The sequence below is a fragment of the Marinobacter sp. CA1 genome (genome assembly GCF_020546665.1).
Lineage (GTDB): Bacteria > Pseudomonadota > Gammaproteobacteria > Pseudomonadales > Oleiphilaceae > Marinobacter > Marinobacter xestospongiae.
The window spans coordinates 1573837-1589705 of record NZ_CP071785.1 but is presented as its reverse complement, the minus strand read 5'-3'; the positions used below and the strand labels follow the sequence as shown (position 1 = coordinate 1589705).

General features: G+C 61.2%; 15 protein-coding genes. 5 read left to right on the top strand and 10 right to left on the bottom strand.

Annotation, left to right across the window (positions count from 1 at the left end; all coding sequences use genetic code 11):
- Positions 1 to 5: 5 nt before the first annotated feature.
- The gene (bioB, locus tag J2887_RS07425; protein WP_227175348.1) at positions 6 to 1064 is read right to left on the bottom strand and encodes a biotin synthase BioB; all 1059 of its coding nucleotides are present in this window, start codon (positions 1062 to 1064) and stop codon (positions 6 to 8) included.
- Positions 1065 to 1114: 50 nt separating this feature from the next.
- On the opposite strand from bioB, the gene J2887_RS07420 reads away from it, so the two are divergent.
- Entirely contained in the window at positions 1115 to 1852 is a 738-nt protein-coding gene (locus tag J2887_RS07420; protein ID WP_227175347.1) for a ComF family protein, read from the top strand.
- 44 nt (positions 1853 to 1896) lie between these two features.
- On the opposite strand, the gene J2887_RS07415 is transcribed toward J2887_RS07420, so the two are convergent.
- Positions 1897 to 3042, bottom strand: coding sequence for an NAD(P)/FAD-dependent oxidoreductase (locus tag J2887_RS07415; RefSeq protein ID WP_416381897.1), 1146 nt, complete (start codon positions 3040 to 3042; stop codon positions 1897 to 1899).
- 194 nt (positions 3043 to 3236) lie between these two features.
- Here J2887_RS07415 and J2887_RS07410 point away from each other — a divergent pair, with 194 nt between their 5' ends.
- Genes J2887_RS07410 through cmoB form a run of 4 tightly spaced genes read left to right on the top strand, consistent with a single transcriptional unit; the run spans position 3237 to position 6376 of the window.
- Positions 3237 to 4238 carry a serine/threonine protein kinase gene (locus J2887_RS07410; RefSeq protein ID WP_227175345.1) on the top strand — a complete coding sequence of 334 codons (1002 nt, stop codon included), beginning with the start codon at positions 3237 to 3239 and terminating at the stop codon, positions 4236 to 4238.
- 28 nt (positions 4239 to 4266) lie between these two features.
- Positions 4267 to 4629 (top strand): kinase, encoded by a 363-nt coding sequence (locus J2887_RS07405; RefSeq protein ID WP_227175344.1) that lies wholly within the window; start codon positions 4267 to 4269, stop codon positions 4627 to 4629.
- Positions 4622 to 5377, top strand: a complete 756-nt coding sequence (gene cmoA, locus J2887_RS07400) for a carboxy-S-adenosyl-L-methionine synthase CmoA (RefSeq protein WP_227175343.1) — start codon at positions 4622 to 4624, stop codon at positions 5375 to 5377. The genes J2887_RS07405 and cmoA overlap by 8 nt, the downstream gene beginning before the upstream one ends.
- Positions 5378 to 5422: 45 nt before the next feature.
- Positions 5423 to 6376 (top strand): tRNA 5-methoxyuridine(34)/uridine 5-oxyacetic acid(34) synthase CmoB, encoded by a 954-nt coding sequence (cmoB, locus tag J2887_RS07395; RefSeq protein ID WP_227176070.1) that lies wholly within the window; start codon positions 5423 to 5425, stop codon positions 6374 to 6376.
- A gap of 131 nt (positions 6377 to 6507) precedes the next feature.
- Here cmoB and J2887_RS07390 read toward each other — a convergent pair whose 3' ends face one another.
- From J2887_RS07390 to miaA, 8 genes are all read right to left on the bottom strand, one after another.
- Positions 6508 to 7977: an IS1182 family transposase gene (locus J2887_RS07390; protein WP_227175342.1), complete on the bottom strand. Its 1470-nt coding sequence runs from the start codon at positions 7975 to 7977 to the stop codon at positions 6508 to 6510.
- Positions 7978 to 8117: 140 nt separating this feature from the next.
- Entirely contained in the window at positions 8118 to 9413 is a 1296-nt protein-coding gene (locus J2887_RS07385; RefSeq protein ID WP_227175341.1) for an adenylosuccinate synthase, read from the bottom strand.
- A gap of 114 nt (positions 9414 to 9527) precedes the next feature.
- Positions 9528 to 10706, bottom strand: coding sequence for an ATP phosphoribosyltransferase regulatory subunit (locus J2887_RS07380; RefSeq protein WP_227175340.1), 1179 nt, complete (start codon positions 10704 to 10706; stop codon positions 9528 to 9530).
- Between the two features lie 179 nt (positions 10707 to 10885).
- Entirely contained in the window at positions 10886 to 11764 is an 879-nt protein-coding gene (gene hflC / locus J2887_RS07375; RefSeq protein ID WP_227175339.1) for a protease modulator HflC, read from the bottom strand.
- A 2-nt stretch (positions 11765 to 11766) separates the two neighbouring features.
- Positions 11767 to 12972, bottom strand: coding sequence for an FtsH protease activity modulator HflK (gene hflK, locus J2887_RS07370; protein ID WP_227175338.1), 1206 nt, complete (start codon positions 12970 to 12972; stop codon positions 11767 to 11769).
- Positions 12973 to 13048: 76 nt separating this feature from the next.
- On the bottom strand, positions 13049 to 14362 hold the full coding sequence (hflX, locus tag J2887_RS07365) for a ribosome rescue GTPase HflX (protein WP_227175337.1): 1314 nt from the start codon (positions 14360 to 14362) through the stop codon (positions 13049 to 13051).
- A 193-nt stretch (positions 14363 to 14555) separates the two neighbouring features.
- A complete protein-coding gene (gene hfq, locus J2887_RS07360) occupies positions 14556 to 14807 on the bottom strand; it encodes an RNA chaperone Hfq (protein WP_092022834.1) in 252 nt (83 codons plus the stop codon).
- A 42-nt stretch (positions 14808 to 14849) separates the two neighbouring features.
- Positions 14850 to 15869 (bottom strand): tRNA (adenosine(37)-N6)-dimethylallyltransferase MiaA, encoded by a 1020-nt coding sequence (gene miaA, locus J2887_RS07355; RefSeq protein ID WP_227175336.1) that lies wholly within the window; start codon positions 15867 to 15869, stop codon positions 14850 to 14852.

Genomic DNA, 15869 nt, shown 5'->3' with positions numbered 1-15869 from the left:
CAGCCTCAGGCAGATTCCCGGGTGGCGTCGTAGAACATGTGACGGGTACGCTCGTACTCTACTGCCTCGCTGAGCGCCTCAACCTGCTCTTCCTCAGTGTGGGCCTGTTCCCGCTGTTCCGGCCGGATGCCAAGGCGCTGGAACAGCTCACGGTCGTGGTCCGCTTCCGGGTTGTTGGTGGTCAGCAGCTTCTCGCCATAGAAGATGGAGTTGGCGCCTGCCAGGAAGCACAGGGCCTGCATCTGGTCATTCATATTCTCCCGGCCCGCAGACAGCCGCACGTGGGATTCCGGCATCATGATGCGGGCCACGGCGATGGTGCGGACGAAATCGAACGGATCGAGGTCGTCAACGTTGTCCAGAGGGGTCCCCTCGACTTTCACCAGCATGTTCACCGGCACACTTTCCGGATGATGCGGCAGGTTGGCCAACTGCACCAATAGACCGGCGCGATCGTCCAGATCTTCCCCCATCCCCATGATGCCACCGCAGCAGACTTTCATTCCGGCGCGGCGAACGTTGTCCAGGGTATCGAGGCGATCCTGGTAGGTACGGGTGGTGATGATGTGGTTGTAGTACTTCTCGGAGGTGTCGAGGTTGTGGTTGTAGTAGTCAAGACCGGCATCGGCCAGTTCAAGGGCCTGGTCTTCCCGCAACATCCCCAGGGTCATGCAGGTTTCCAGACCAAGGGATTTGACCTGACGCACCATGTCCAGCACGTAGGGCATGTCCTTCTTGGCCGGGCTGCGCCAGGCTGCGCCCATACAGAAACGGGAAGCGCCCTTGTCTTTCGCGGCCTTGGCCTCAGCCACCACCCGCTCGATCTCCAGCAGCTTTTCCTTTTCCAGACCGGTGTTGTAGTGGCCGCTCTGGGGGCAGTATTTGCAATCTTCGGGACAGGCCCCGGTCTTGATCGACAGCAGGGTACTGACCTGCACTTCGTTGGGATCAAAATACTGGCGATGGACCGCCTGGGCACGGAACATCAGATCGTTGAACGGCAGCTCCAGCAGGGCGCGGGCTTCCTTGATGGTCCAGTCGTGACGGAGGGCTGTGGCGGTCATGGTCAGGTCCTGTTAACTTTGTTGGATTCCATGGTTGACGGAGACCACAAATGATAAAGGGACTTAGAGCGCTGTCAACCCACTTTCCACCATTGGTTAACCGGGTATTGGATGCCGGCAACCTCTGTGTTGCCTGTCTGGCCCCGGCACCAACCGGTCTGTGTCAGGCCTGTTTCGACGCCCTGCCGGTTAACCGCACGCCCTGTCGTTGCTGCGCCCTGCCCCTGCCAGCCAGCACTCCGGCAGCCGCCCTGTGCGGTGACTGCCAGGCCCGGCCGCCCCACTTCCGGCACACCATCGCTCCCTGGCTTTACGGCTTTCCGGTTGACCAGCTGATCAGCGGCTACAAGTACCGCCGCCAGCCCAGCCTGGGACACCCACTTGTTCAGGCCTGGCTGGCGCAGTTTCGTGTCAGTCTGATGCCATCCGGTGAGCTGCCTCAACTGCTGATCCCGACGCCCATGCGCCCCTGGCGACAGCGGCGAAGAGGGTTCAACCAGGCGGAGGACATTGCCGAGCAGCTGGGCCGTCACCTGGACCTGCCCTGGTCTGCCAGCACCGTGCGTCGCGTGGGCCCGCAACAGCCCCAGGCCGGCCTGCAACGTCGACAGCGACTGCGCAACCTTGGTACCGCTTTCCAGGTCCTCGGGCCCGTGCCTGACCGGGTGGCGATTGTTGACGACGTCATGACCACCGGCGCCACCGCCCGTGCCATGGCCAGGGCACTGAGTCGCGCCGGAGCCAGCGATATTCAGGTCTGGGCATTGGCCCGGACGCCGCTGGGCTGAGCGTCGAATTCCAGATTAACAGGCTCTGATTGAACCTACTCGGATCAAACCAGCCGTTCTGCCACCTCATCAGCAATGGCAAGGCAGGCGGTCAGTCCCGGTGATTCGATCCCGAACAGGTGCACCAGGCCTGGCACACCATGCTCGCGCTGATCCTGGATCAGAAAGTCAGCGTTGCCCTCCCCCGGGCCTCGCAGTTTTGGCCGGACCCCGGCGTAGGCAGGCTGCAGGCGACTGGCATCCAGCCCCGGCCACCACTGACGGATGCCCTCGGCAAAGGCCGCAGCCCGGGCCGGATCAACGATGTAATCAGGCTCGTTGATCCATTCCACATCCGGCCCAAAGCGGGCCTGCCCGGCCAGATCCAGCGTCAGGTGTACGCCCAGGCCGCCAGGCTCCGGCACCGGATAAATCAACTGCTCGAAGCGATGACGGCCGCTGTAGCTGAAATAGACACCGCGAGCGTAATGGGCCTGCGGGCAGCAGTGCGACGGGAAGCCCGCCCATTGCCGCGCCAGCGGGATCGCCGACAGCCCCGCCGCATTCACCACCCGCTTGGTCACCAACTGACACGGCAGTTCGCCACCGAGCTGTAACCGATGGCCCTCAGGACCGCTTTGCGCCGACAATACCGGGGTGCGATACACCAGCGTACCGCCAGCCGCCTCCAGATCCCCAAGCAGCGCCAGCATCAACTGGTGGCAGTCGACAATGCCGGTTTCCGGTGAAAACAGTGCGGCAGCGGCGGCAACGTCCGGAAGCGAATCCGCAAGGTCGGCACCGTCCCGCCAGGTAAGCGGCACGCCGTTATTCGCAGCCTGACGCTGGATGCCCTCAAGCTGATCAGCCTGACCGTCCGACACCGCCACAATCCACTTGCCACAACGCAGATGGGACACCGAGCGCTGGCGGCAATAGGCGTACAACTGCTCTCGACCTCGGACACACAACTGCGCCTTGAGTGATCCGGTGGGATAGTAGATGCCGGCGTGAATCACCTCGCTGTTGCGGGATGAAATGCCCTCACCAAAGTGCGCGCCCGCCTCCAACAACCACACCGACTGCCCTCTCAGGGCCAATGACCGGGCGACCGCCAGGCCAACCACACCGGCGCCGATCACCACCGTATCCACCACCAGCTGTTCTGTTTCTGCCACCCGCTGCTCCTCTGACTCAACACCACTTACCATGACCTGCAGTATTGCAGAGGCCGCCGACACCCGGAAGAGCACCACACCGGCATCGTCTGCACAGCCGGAACCCGCTATACTGGCGCCCGACCGAACCTCGGATGAACTTTGCCCCGGTGCGACTGTCAGCCTCAGCAAGGCTGCCAACGCAGCAGTAGCGGCGGCCAAGTCCATCCGTCAGCCCAGGAAGTGCCATGACCAACAACAGCCCCCATCCCTACGATGACCTGACCCCCGACCAGATCCTCGACGCGGTGGAAGCAGAAGGATTTGTGGTCAACGGTCGGCTTTTTGCCCTCAACAGCTACGAGAACCGGGTCTACCAGATCGGGATTGAAGATGGCCCGTCACTGATCGCCAAGTTCTACCGCCCCGGTCGCTGGAGTGAAGCGCAGATTCTGGAGGAACATCAGTTCAGTGCAGAACTGGTGGCCGCGGACATTCCCCTGGTCGCCCCTTTGACCATGCCCGGCGGCCACACCCTGGCACGCCACGGCGATTTCCGCTTCGCCCTGTTCCCGCAGCGGGGCGGTCAGGCGCCGGATACCAGCACCCCCGACACCCTCTACCGATTGGGCCAATGGCTGGGCCGGCTCCACAATGTGGGCGCCCAGCGGCCATTTGAATATCGCCAGCGTCTTGATCTGCTGGCCGGCATCAGCGAATACAGCCGCTTTCTCGCCGACGGCGACTGGATACCCCGGGACCTGCGCCCGGCCTGGGACAGTCTGATTCCCGACCTGATCGATCAGTGCGCCCGCCTGATCGACGACGCCGGGGAGGTGGCGACACTGCGACTGCACGGTGACTGCCATGCCGGCAACCTGCTGGTGCGGGACGAGCAGATCCTGCTGGTGGATCTGGATGACTGCCGCACCGGCCCGGCAATCCAGGATCTGTGGCTGCTGCTCAACGGCGAGGACCACGAGCGTGGCAACCAGTTTGCCGAGCTGCTGGAAGGCTACGAGATGTTCCGCGACTTCAATCGCCGTGAGCGACTGCTGATTGAACCACTGCGCTGCTATCGCCAGATTGCCCACAGCGCCTGGCTTGCCAAGCGCTGGGACGACCCGGCGTTTCCCCGTTTCTTCCCCTGGTTCCAGCAGCCCCGCTACTGGTCTGACCAGATCCTTGCCCTCCGGGAGCAGCTCGCAGCCCTCCAGGGGCCGCCATTGAGCCTGCCCGGTCAGTACTGATACTTCCATTGCTCAACCAGGAGACACCATGAGCCAGAACGAGGCCCGCTATTCCGTTCGCAGTCTGATCGCTGTTTTTGTCATCACCATTATCGGCACCGTGGTCGCCCTGGAGTCGACCGGGCGAATCGCCCACTCCGAGAATAAGGGCGATGCCCCGGTGGGCGAATTCAAGGCGATCCACCTGGCTCCGGACAACGACTACCGCATGTCCTACAAGCCATCGGAACTGCATGCAGTGTGCATTCAGGATTACCTGGCCATCGCCTCGGATGTCGACCCGTCATTCCGCGCCATACTGGTGGACTACAAGAACCGGGGCGTGCGCTGCGGCGCCATCCATACCCAGATTGCCCCGACCACACCGGAGGCCGCCCCCAATCATGAGTAAGACCACACCGCCAATGCAGGAAACCGACCGGCTGTTTGCCCAGGCCCAACCCCGCAGCGATTTCCGTTTTGATGCCTCGGTGGCGCGGGTATTTCCCGACATGATTCGCCGCTCGGTGCCCGGCTACACCACGATCATTCCGATGATTGAGGTGATCACCGACCAGTACGTTCAGCCCGGCAGCCACTGCTATGACCTGGGCTGCTCGCTGGGCGCCTCCACACTGGCCATGCGTCATGGCATCCGCCACGATGACTGCCAACTGATCGGCGTCGACAACTCCGCTGCGATGATCGAACGGTGCGAACATTATGTCGCCCTCGACGACCATCCCCTGCCGGTGACTCTGAAGTGCGAGGACATCCTGACCACCGAGCTGACCAATGCCTCGGTCACCACCCTCAACTTCACGCTACAATTCGTGGCGCCGGACCAGCGCCTGCCACTGCTGACCCGGATTGCCGATGCCACCCGTCCCGGAGGAGCGCTGATCCTGTCGGAGAAGATCCGCTTCGATTGCCAGGAGGAGCAGGACAGTCAGACCCGGCTGCATCACGAATTCAAGCGCGCCAATGGCTACTCCGACCTGGAAATCAGCCAGAAACGTTCAGCGCTGGAACAGGTGCTGATCCCCGAAACGCTGGAGGAACACCGGCAACGCCTGCTGAAGGCCGGTTTCGATCAGGTGATGCTGTGGTATCAGTGTTTCAATTTCGTCTCCATGCTGGCCACCAAATCACCGGAGTAAGGGCTAACCGTGTCTACCTTTGACTGGCAATCCTGCTATCAGGACCTGCTCACCCACCTGGAACAGGACGACCTCGGCAGTTGGGCGGAACAGTTGCGGCAGCAACTGGTGTGGCGCTTCGAATCCAATCCCCACGGCGATATGGCGCGCTGGCAGCAGGCCCTGCAGCAGTTGCCGGCGGTGGCAGACGTTGAAGCCGATCTGAACCGCTCCGCCGTCACCCTGAGCACATCAACTCTGGCGGACGACGCCCGTCAAAAACTTGAAGCCGGGCTCCGGGGCCTGATGCCCTGGCGTAAGGGCCCGTTCGACTTCTTTGGCGTGGGTATTGATACCGAGTGGCGCTCGGACTGGAAGTGGGATCGGGTAGCGCCGTACCTGTCGGACCTGCAGGGGCGACGCATTCTGGACGTCGGCTGCGGTTCCGGCTACCACTGCTGGCGCATGGCCGGCCTGGGTGCCCGCCGGGTTGTGGGCATCGATCCAGGCCTGCTGTTCCTGTTCCAGTTCCTCAGCGTTAAACGCTATCTCGGCGAGGTCCCCGTCGACCTGCTCCCGATCCGCATGGAAGACATGCCAGACCGGCTGGAAGCCTTCGACACCACCTTCTCGATGGGTGTTCTGTACCATCGCCGATCCCCCCTGGACCATCTGCTGGAGCTCAAAAGCACCCTGCGCCGGGGTGGCGAACTGGTGCTGGAAACCCTGGTGGTGGACGGCCCTGAAGGCTACAGCCTGATGCCGGAGGACCGTTACGGCCAGATGCGCAACGTCTGGTTCCTGCCCAGTTGCGACACCCTGTTGCGATGGCTGGATCGCACCGGCTTCCGCCAGGCCCGGGTGGTGGACGTAACCGACACCACCACCGAGGAACAGCGAACCACTGACTGGATGCGTTTCCAGTCCCTGGCGGACTTCCTCGATCCCGACGATCCCGCCAGAACCATTGAGGGCTACCCCGGCCCCCGGCGCGCGACCATTATTGCGGAGAAGCCCTAGGGTATTGCGAAGAAGCCCCAGGGAGCTCCACTGCCACCCGGTAAAACAAAAAAGGCCAGCATGTCGGTGCTGGCCCAGACTGCTGACAAACCCCGGTTTTCCGGGGTTTGTTGCATTTGGTCGTTCTGTTTTCAGCCGACGGTCGCTTGAGTCAGCCTTCCTCGTCGATACTTCCTATCAACCCGTTTTTGAGTCCATGCCAGGATTGATGCCTGTAAGACCAGTGCTGCGAGCGATTTCAGCCCCAAAATACGCGCCAGGAGCTGCGCGATCTTCTTCATATTCTGGGCAGTCGCAGCCAACAGACATTGCTCGCGGACCTTTGACAGCCCTCGCAATCGAGCATAGCGATGGCCATGCAACTGCTTGGCATCCGCGAACGAGCGCTCCACCGTCTCTTGCCGTCGTTTGTACAGCGCCTTGCCCCAAGGCGTTAATCGGTTTTGGTCGACTCGTTCTTTGCAGTCCTGCCAAACATGGCGGGTGAGCACCTTGACGTGGTTAGCGCTGCGCGTGCACTGACCAAGTAGCGGGCAGTCTTTGCAGTGAACCGGGTTGGACTTGTACTCCCGGTAGCCCTGCCGGTTGGTGGTGGCGTAGATCAGCAACTGTCCCTCGGGGCAGCGATAGGTATTGGTTTCCGGGTCATAGGTGAAGGCGCGCTTGGGGAGATAGCCCTTGGGCTTGTTGGGGCGTCGGTAGCCCATCACGCCATAGATGCCCCGGTCTTCCAGGCCCTTGCAGAGACCCGCCGTGTAGTACCCCGCATCCAACCCCACACCCCAGACGTCAAAACCGAAGCGTTCTCGCTGGCGGTCCAACCGATCGAGGTAAGGCCGGCTGTCATGGAGATTGGCCGGGGTCGCGTAACTGTCTGTGATGATGGCATGACGCCCATCCACCGTCCGGTGGTCCAGATAGAAGAAGCCCTTGGGTTTCCCTTCCCGCACCATGTAACCGCTGTCCGAGTCGGTACGACTCACCTTGGTGTCCTTCATTTTGGGCGGCTGCTCGGACAGCTTCGTTTTCAGCGGCTGCTTGCCATGAGCCTTGCGGTCGCTCTCGATCGCCTGCTCCAAACTCTCCAGGTAATCCACCACCTTCACTTCCGCCTGTGCCAGGTCGTACTTGTTCTTGTTGGCGTTGGCCTTGAGGTGGGTGCTGTCGGTGTAGAGCACTTCGCCACCGACCAGGCCGTACCTCATGGCCTGAAGCACGATCTCATCGAAGATCTCCTGATAGATGTGGCTGTCATGAAAGCGACGACGGCGGTTCTGGCTCAGCGTGGAGGCATCTGGCACCTTGTCGGTCAGGTTGAAACGCAGGAACCAGCGGTAGGCCACATTGACCTGAATCTCCCGCACCAGCTGCCGCTCACTGCGGATACCGAACAGGTAGCCCAGAAACAGCATCTTGAACAACACCACCGGATCAAGGGCCGGGCGGCCGTTGTTCGCGCAATACAGGTGCCGTACACGCTCACGAATGAACTCGAAATCAATGACGTGATCGATTGAGCGAAGCAGATGGGTTTCAGGAACCAGGGACTCGAGACAGACCATCTCGAGTTCGTGTTGTTGTGGGGAGGGCTCTTTGAGCATGGGGCAGTCTCTGGAAAGTCGCTGGCCCAATTACAACAAACCCCCGCTACCATGGCGAGGGTTTGTCAGCAGTCTGGGCCAGCATGTCGGTGCTGGCCTTGTTTGTGGTGCCGAACCCGGGAGTTCGGCTGTCCGGTCACTTACTGGCCGAACGGGTGGCGCATGATCACCGTCTCAACCCGGTCCGGACCGGTAGAGATGATGTCGATCGGCGCCTCAATCTGCTGCTCCAGGAAGCGAATGTAGGCCTTCGCGTTCTCCGGCAGCTGTTCCAGACTGGTGATGCCAAACGTGCTCTCCTGCCAACCGGGCAGTTCCTCGTAGATCGGCTCGATGTCGGCGTAATTGTCACAGCCAATTGGCGGACGCTGGATCTCGCCATTGGGCGTGCGGTAGCCGACGCAGACTTTCACGGTGTCGAGGCCGTCAAGCACGTCCAGCTTGGTCAGACAGATACCGGAGACGCTGTTGATCTGGATGGCGTGACGCAGTGCCACGGCATCAAACCAGCCACAGCGACGTCCGCGACCGGTGGTGGTACCCACCTCATTGCCCTTGATTGCCAGGCGCTCGCCCACTTCATCAAACAGCTCAGTCGGGAACGGTCCGGAACCAACACGGGTGGTGTAGGCCTTGGTGATTCCCAGCACATAATCGAGGAACAGCGGACCAAAACCGGAGCCCGTGGCGGTGCCGCCAGCGGTGGTGTTGGAAGAGGTCACGTACGGGTAGGTACCGAGGTCGATATCCAGCAGAGAACCCTGGGCACCCTCAAACAGGATGTGCTCACCCTTCTTGCGGTAATCGTGCAGCAGGTCGGTCACATCGGCCGCCATCGGCCGGATTTCCTCACCCTGGGCCAGCAGTTCCGCCAGAGCTGCGTCCACATCAACCGCCTCTTCCTTGAAGTACTCGGTCAACACGAAGTTGTGGTAGCTCATGATTTCCCGCAGCTTGGTCTCAAAGCTGGCAGCGTTGAACAGGTCACCCACCCGCAGGCCACGGCGGGACACCTTGTCTTCGTAGGCCGGACCAATGCCCCGACCGGTGGTGCCGATCTTGTCGTTGCCACGGGCACGTTCGCGGGCCTGATCGATGCGGATGTGGGTCGGCAGGATCAGCGGACAGGCCAGGGAGATCTTCAGGCGTTCGCGTACCGCCACACCGCGCTCCTCCAGTTCCCGAACTTCCTTGAACAGGGCGTCCAAAGACAGCACCACACCATTGCCGATGAGGCAGTTGACGTTCTGCCGCAGGATACCGGAGGGAATCAGGTGCAGAGCTGTTTTCTTGCCTTCGATGACCAGGGTATGACCGGCATTGTGGCCGCCCTGGAAGCGTACGACCGCCGCCACTTCCTCGGTCAGCAGGTCGACAATCTTGCCTTTGCCTTCATCACCCCATTGGGTGCCCAGTACTACAACATTCTTGCCCATGATTCTCTCTCAGTGTCCGCTCCGACAATGCCGGTGACGGCGAAAAGGTTCACTCGATGAATGATATGGCCGGTCAAACCCCGTGCCGACCACACCGTGGATAACACTAAACGTTTACAGTGACTCGACAACCCACTGACCATCCCGCTGGACCAGGACCCGGTCGCAACCCCGGCCACGCGGGTCGGTATCGGTGTCTTCCGGCAGTGCCTGCACCACCGTTTCGGTCATACGAAGGCCGGCAATCACCCCGGCCAGGGCGGTATCTTCGGAAGCTGGGGCCCAGACAGCACCGGCCCGGTGCTGAACCCGCTCGCCCAACGCCACCAGCGCCCGGACATCCAGACTGAAACCGGTAGCAGGACGGGCACGGCCGAAATCGCTGCCAATGGCGTCGTAGCGACCGCCTTTGGCAACCGCATCACCGTGGCCCGGGGCGTAGGCGGCAAACACCAGTCCCGTGTGATAGTTGTAGCCTCGCAGTTCGCAGAAATCGAATCCGACGCCGACTTCCGGGAAATCGCGGTTCAGCAGCGTAGCCACCCGCTCCAGCTGATCCAGCGCCGCCACAACGTCGTCAGAGGCACCCGCAAGCACGTCCCGGGCCTGGGCCAGCGCCTCCATACCGCCGCAGATCGCCGCCAGACGGCGCAGCCGGCCACCGGCACTGTCTGCCGGACAGTCACCCAGCAGTTCGTTCAGCTCCGGTACCGATTTGCGCTGCATGGCATCAAAGATGGTGGCTTCCATCTCGCTGCTGAACGCGCCTTCGGCGATCAGGGACTGGTAGATCGCCACATGGGCCAGATCAAGGTGGACCCGCGGCAGACCCGCCACCCGCAGCGTGGCCAGCATCAGACTGATCACTTCCAGGTCGGCGGCCTCAGAACCGCTGCCAAACAGCTCGCAGCCTGCCTGGATGGGCGCCCGCCCGGTCAGCATGTGACGGGGACGGGTGTTGAGTACATGGCCGGCGTAGCACAAACGGGTAATGCCGTCTTCGCGCAGGGTATGGGCGTCAATCCGCGCCGCCTGCGGTGTCATGTCGGCACGCACACCCATCATCCGGCCGGTGAGCTGGTCGGTCAGTTTGAAGGTTTGCAGTTCGAGGTCGTGACCGGTGCCGGTGAAGAGGGATTCGAGGTATTCGATGAGCGGCGGGATTACCAGCTGGTAGCCCCAGCGTTGGCAGGTATCCATAACGTCCCGACGCAGCGACTCTATCCGTCCTGCCAGTGGCGGCAGAATGTCTTCTACCCCGTCCGGCAGTAACCAGCGATCTGATACTGTCATGAGATTCTAGTGTCCGTCTTCGGTCCCGGTGGCCTCGGCGCGGACCGGGATTCGGAAAGTTGAGGGTCAGGCCCGGGCGGATCAGAAATCCGGGCCAAAACCGGCAGAAGTTTACACGGTTGCCAGCCACAAAAAAACCGGAATGCGGAAGCATTCCGGTTTGTCGGCTGGCGCTGTGCTTAGTTGCTGGCGCCGCGCGGGTCCTTGAGGAACTTCAGGAAGTCGCTGTCGGCGTCGATCACCATCAGATCCTCCTTGTTTGCGAAGGTCTTCTGGTAAGCCTCAAGGCTCCGGTAGAAGGCATAGAAGTCTTCATTGGAGCTGTAGGCATCGGCGTAGATCGCGGCAGCCTCACCGTCGCCTTCACCGCGCAGCTCTTCCGCTTTGGCGAAAGCCTCAGCCAGGATGACCGTGCGCTGACGGTCGGCACCGGCGCGAATGCCTTCAGCGGCCTCACGACCACCGGACCGGAACTCCTGGGCCAGCTTCTCACGCTCTGTCGCCATACGGCGGTAGACGTTCTCGCTGACCTGCCCCGGCAGCTCGATGGCCTTGACGCGGATATCCAGCACTTCGATACCGAACTCGGTCACCGAGGTTTCGTTGACCCGGTCACGCAGGGTGTGCATCAGCTCATCACGCTGACCAGAGACCACTTCGTGCATGGTGCGGATACCGAACTCGTCCCGCAGGCCATTGTCGACGCGGGAAGACAGCAGCGACTGCGCCCGCAGCTCATCACCACCGGTGGCCCGGTAGAACTCATCGACGTCACGAATACGCCAGGCGATGTAGGAGTCCACATCCAGCGGCTTCTTCTCGATGGTCAGGTACTGCTTGGCCGGCAGGTCGTTGGTCAGCACCCGCACGTCAAACTGACGCACCTCGTCCACCAGCGGCACCTTGAAGTGGATGCCCGCCTGGATGTCGGTTTCAATCAACTCCCCGAACCGCAGCAGAACGCCGCGGTGGGTTTCCGGGATGATGTAGACACTGGACAGAACCAGCAGGATCACCAACAGGGCGCCTGCCAGTCCGGCAACAGATTTAGGCCCCATGATTATCTCCCCCTACGTACACTGGTGTTCTGACGATTCTGCAGCTCCTGGATCACCCGATCGGTGAGCGAACGGATGTCGCTCTCGGTGATCACCGGCTCCGAACCACTGCTGCTTCCGCCACTGCGGGAACCGATGGAGCCAGCCTGGTTCACCAGACGGTCCAGAGGCAGGTACATCATGTTGTTGCCGCCCTTGGTATCCACCAGAATCTTGCTGGTACTGGACATGACCGTTTCCATGGCCTGCAGGTACATGCGTTCACGGGTAACCCGGGGCGCCTGCTGGTACACCGCAAGCATTTCCAGGAAGCGCGACGTTTCACCGCGAGCCCGCTCAATGACTTCTTCCTTGTAGGCCGTAGCCTCTTCCACCATCCGCTGTGCGCGACCCCGAGCTTCCGGGACCACCTTGTTGCGGTAGGTTTCGGCCTCTTCCTTCAGACGCTGCTCGTCTTCCCGTGCGCGCTGGACTTCGCGGAAGGCATCCTGCACCGGCGCCGGAGGCTGGGTGCTTTCAACGTTGACCCGGACGATTTCCAGGCCGGTGCCGTATTCTTCCAGGAAGCTTTGCAGGCGCTGTTCAACCCGCACCGCCAGTTCGGCCCGACCTTCGGTCAGCACGTCATCCAGCTGGGAGCTACCCACCTCGTGACGCAGGGCACTGTCGGTAGCGAATGCCAGAGCCTGGTTGGAATCACGCACGTTGAGCACGTAGTCGCGGGCGCTGGCAACGCGATACTGGACCTGAAGGTCGACGGTGACCAGGTTTTCGTCCTGAGTCAGCATCTGGCCACGGGATTCGGCGTTACGCACATTGGTGACCCGCACCTTGGTGACGTTATCGATCAACGGCACCTTGAAGCGCAGACCCGGATTCTCAGTCTTGTTGTACTCACCGAAACGGAGCACCACGGCCCGTTCCTGCTCATCAACGGTGTAGAAGGACTGCCAGACGACGTAGATGGCAAATACGATGACAGCCACCACCAGCAGTGCACCGAATCCGGTGCCGCCGCTGCTGCTGGAGCCGCCGGAGCCATTGCCGGAGTTACCGCCCTTGCCGCCCAGCATCTTGTTGAGGCGGTCCAAACCTTTCTTCAGAGCCTCATCCAGGTCTGGGGGTCCCTGATCATTGCCGCCACGACCGCCCCCGGTTCCCCAGGGATCATTGTCGTTACGGTTTCCACCCGGTTCATTCCAGGCCATAGTCCTCTCCGTTCCAAACTGTTCGAATGGCTGCAAATACTAGGAGTTATTGCCCTTTCGGGCAATAGCAACCGGTTTATCGGGATGCCGGACCAGTGTCCGGAGACACCAGCTGAACCTGTTCCGGTTCGATCCCCGCACGCCTTAGCAACTGTAGCCAGTCCCGCTCCTGAAGGCGAACCTCGATCACCGCATCGCCGTTGTCGAGGTGGCGCTCACTCAGCACCGAGCCGGTCTGATGCAGCAACGAGCGGAATCGGCCATCCCTGGGGTGAAGCTGCACGTGATGATGCACCACATTCTCCGCCAACCGCTCAACCACCGCATCCGTGAGCAATTCCAGGCCGTCCCCCGAGATGGCAGAAACCCATACCCGCACCGGCACCCCGTCTTCGTCGCGATCCACCCGCGGCTGAAAATCCTCCAGCAGGTCGATCTTGTTGAATACCTGTAATACGGGTACCTCGTCCGCACCGATTTCAATCAGGACGTTTTCCACCTGGTCGATGTTGTCGTCCCGACGCTCATCACTGCAGTCAATCACATGCAGCAACAGGCTGGCGTCGGTGGTTTCTTCCAGAGTGGCCCGAAATGACTCCACCAGTTTGTGCGGCAGATGACGGATAAAGCCCACGGTGTCGGCGAATACGACACCGCCAATGTCCGGGAGTTCCAATCGACGCAACGTCGGGTCCAGAGTGGCGAAAAGCTGATCAGCGGCGTACACCGTCGCCGTGGTCACCCGGTTGAATAGCGTCGACTTGCCGGCGTTGGTGTAACCAACCAGGGACACCGTGGGGATGTCCGCCCGCTGACGGGCCCGGCGGCCCTGATCGCGCTGTTTACGCACCTTGCCCAGACGCCGGTGAATTGACTTGATACGTTCACGCAGCAGACGACGGTCGGTTTCCAGTTGGGTTTCACCCGGACCGCGCAGGCCGATCCCGCCCTTTTGACGCTCAAGGTGGGTCCAGCCCCGCACCAGCCGGGTGGACATATGCTCCAGTTGGGCCAGCTCAACCTGCAGCTTGCCTTCGTGGGTTCGTGCCCGTTGGGCGAAAATGTCCAGGATAACACCGGTGCGGTCCAGCACCCGGCACTTCAGCTCCCCTTCCAGGTTGCGCTCCTGGCTGGGAGACAGGGCATGATTGAACAGCACCACGTCGGCTTCATTGAAGGCAATGGCCTGACGGATCTCGTCCAGCTTGCCTTCCCCCACAAACAAGCGGGGACTGGGCTGATTGCGGGACCCGGTGACTGTCGCCACCGGCTCGACACCGGCAGATGTGACCAGTTCGGTGAACTCGCCCAGGTCCTCACCTTCGCTCTGGGATGTGAAGTCGATGTGGACCAGGACCGCCCGTTCACCTACATCAGGACGTTCAAACAAGAGTGACTGACTCCAGTATTCGGTTGATGGCCGGCTGGCCACTTGGCCGGGCCAGCGACAGGGAAAATCGAAAGTATTCGGCGATGGCGCCTGAAAACGTAAACACCCGCGCACCGGTTCCTGTCATCGACAGGGCCGGAATACGCGGGTTGAATGCGGCCGCAGGGCCGGAATGTACAGCAGAGATTGGCAATCAGCCTTCGGCTTCGCCTTCACCGGCTGGATTCTGCTGGGGAATCCGTACGTTACGGGCCGGCACGACGGTAGAAATTGCGTGCTTGTAAACCATTTGGCTAACGGTGTTCTTGAGCAGGATGACAAACTGATCGAATGACTCGATCTGGCCCTGCAGCTTGATACCGTTAACAAGGAAGATGGATACCGGAATACGCTCCTTGCGCAATGCGTTGAGGTAAGGGTCTTGTAAAGAATGCCCTTTTGACATGTGTATTCTCCTGTTTATTTATTAAAAGCAGATCGTCAATAGTCAATTAAATGTGGTGCGAAGCCTGATAATTTTCAAGGCAGCCTCAACATTATCCTCAGCTTCCGATGCCAGCCAGTTCACATCCGGCCACTTTCTCAACCAGGTCAACTGCCGTTTGGCCAGTTGCCGGGTCGCGGCCACGCCTTTTGCCACCATTTCATCGTAATCGCAACCGCCTGCCAGGTATTCCCAGGCCTGGCGGTAACCAACACAGCGCATGGATGGAAGCTCGGGAGTCAGGTCCCCTCTTGCCATCAGGCCCCGGACCTCGTCCAGAAAGCCCTGATCCAGCATCTTCAGGAACCGGAGACGTATTCTTTCATGGAGCACACGCCGCTCGTCTGGAGCGATCGCAAGCTGGGTAACAGTATACGGCAGCGCGCTCGGCTCGTCTGCCTGCCACTGGGTGAAATACGGGTAATCCTCGATACCTTCACGTTTTTCATTCCCAGCGCCGGCAGACGCCTGCCAGATCTCGGAGATCGGCCGGCCGGTGAGGCGGATCACCTCCAGCGCCCGCAGCAGCCGCTGCCGGTTGTTGGGGTGAATAAGCTCTGCCGCCTTCGGGTCCAGCGCCGCCAGATCCCGGTGCAGGGCAGCCCAGCCCCGCTGCAACGCCTCGTCCTCCAGGGCCTGGCGAACCGCCGGATCGGCCGACGGCAGATTGGACATGCCATGCAGTAACGCCTTGAAGTACATCATAGTGCCGCCAACCAGAAGCGGAATACGACCTTTAGCGGTAATGGCCTGCATTTCGGCCAGGGCATCACGTCGGAAGTCGGCAGCAGAATAGGCCTCGGCCGGGTCACAGATATCGATCAGCCGGTGGGGCGCCTGCTCCAGCTCCTCGGCCGTGGGCTTGGCTGTCCCGATGTCCATACCACGGTAGATCATTGCCGAATCGACGCTGATGAGCTCGCAAGGCAGCTTTTGAGTCAGTTCGATGGCCAGATCGGTCTTGCCGGACGCGGTGGGTCCCATCAACAGGATCGCTGGTGGCGCAGCGCTGGTATCCGTCAT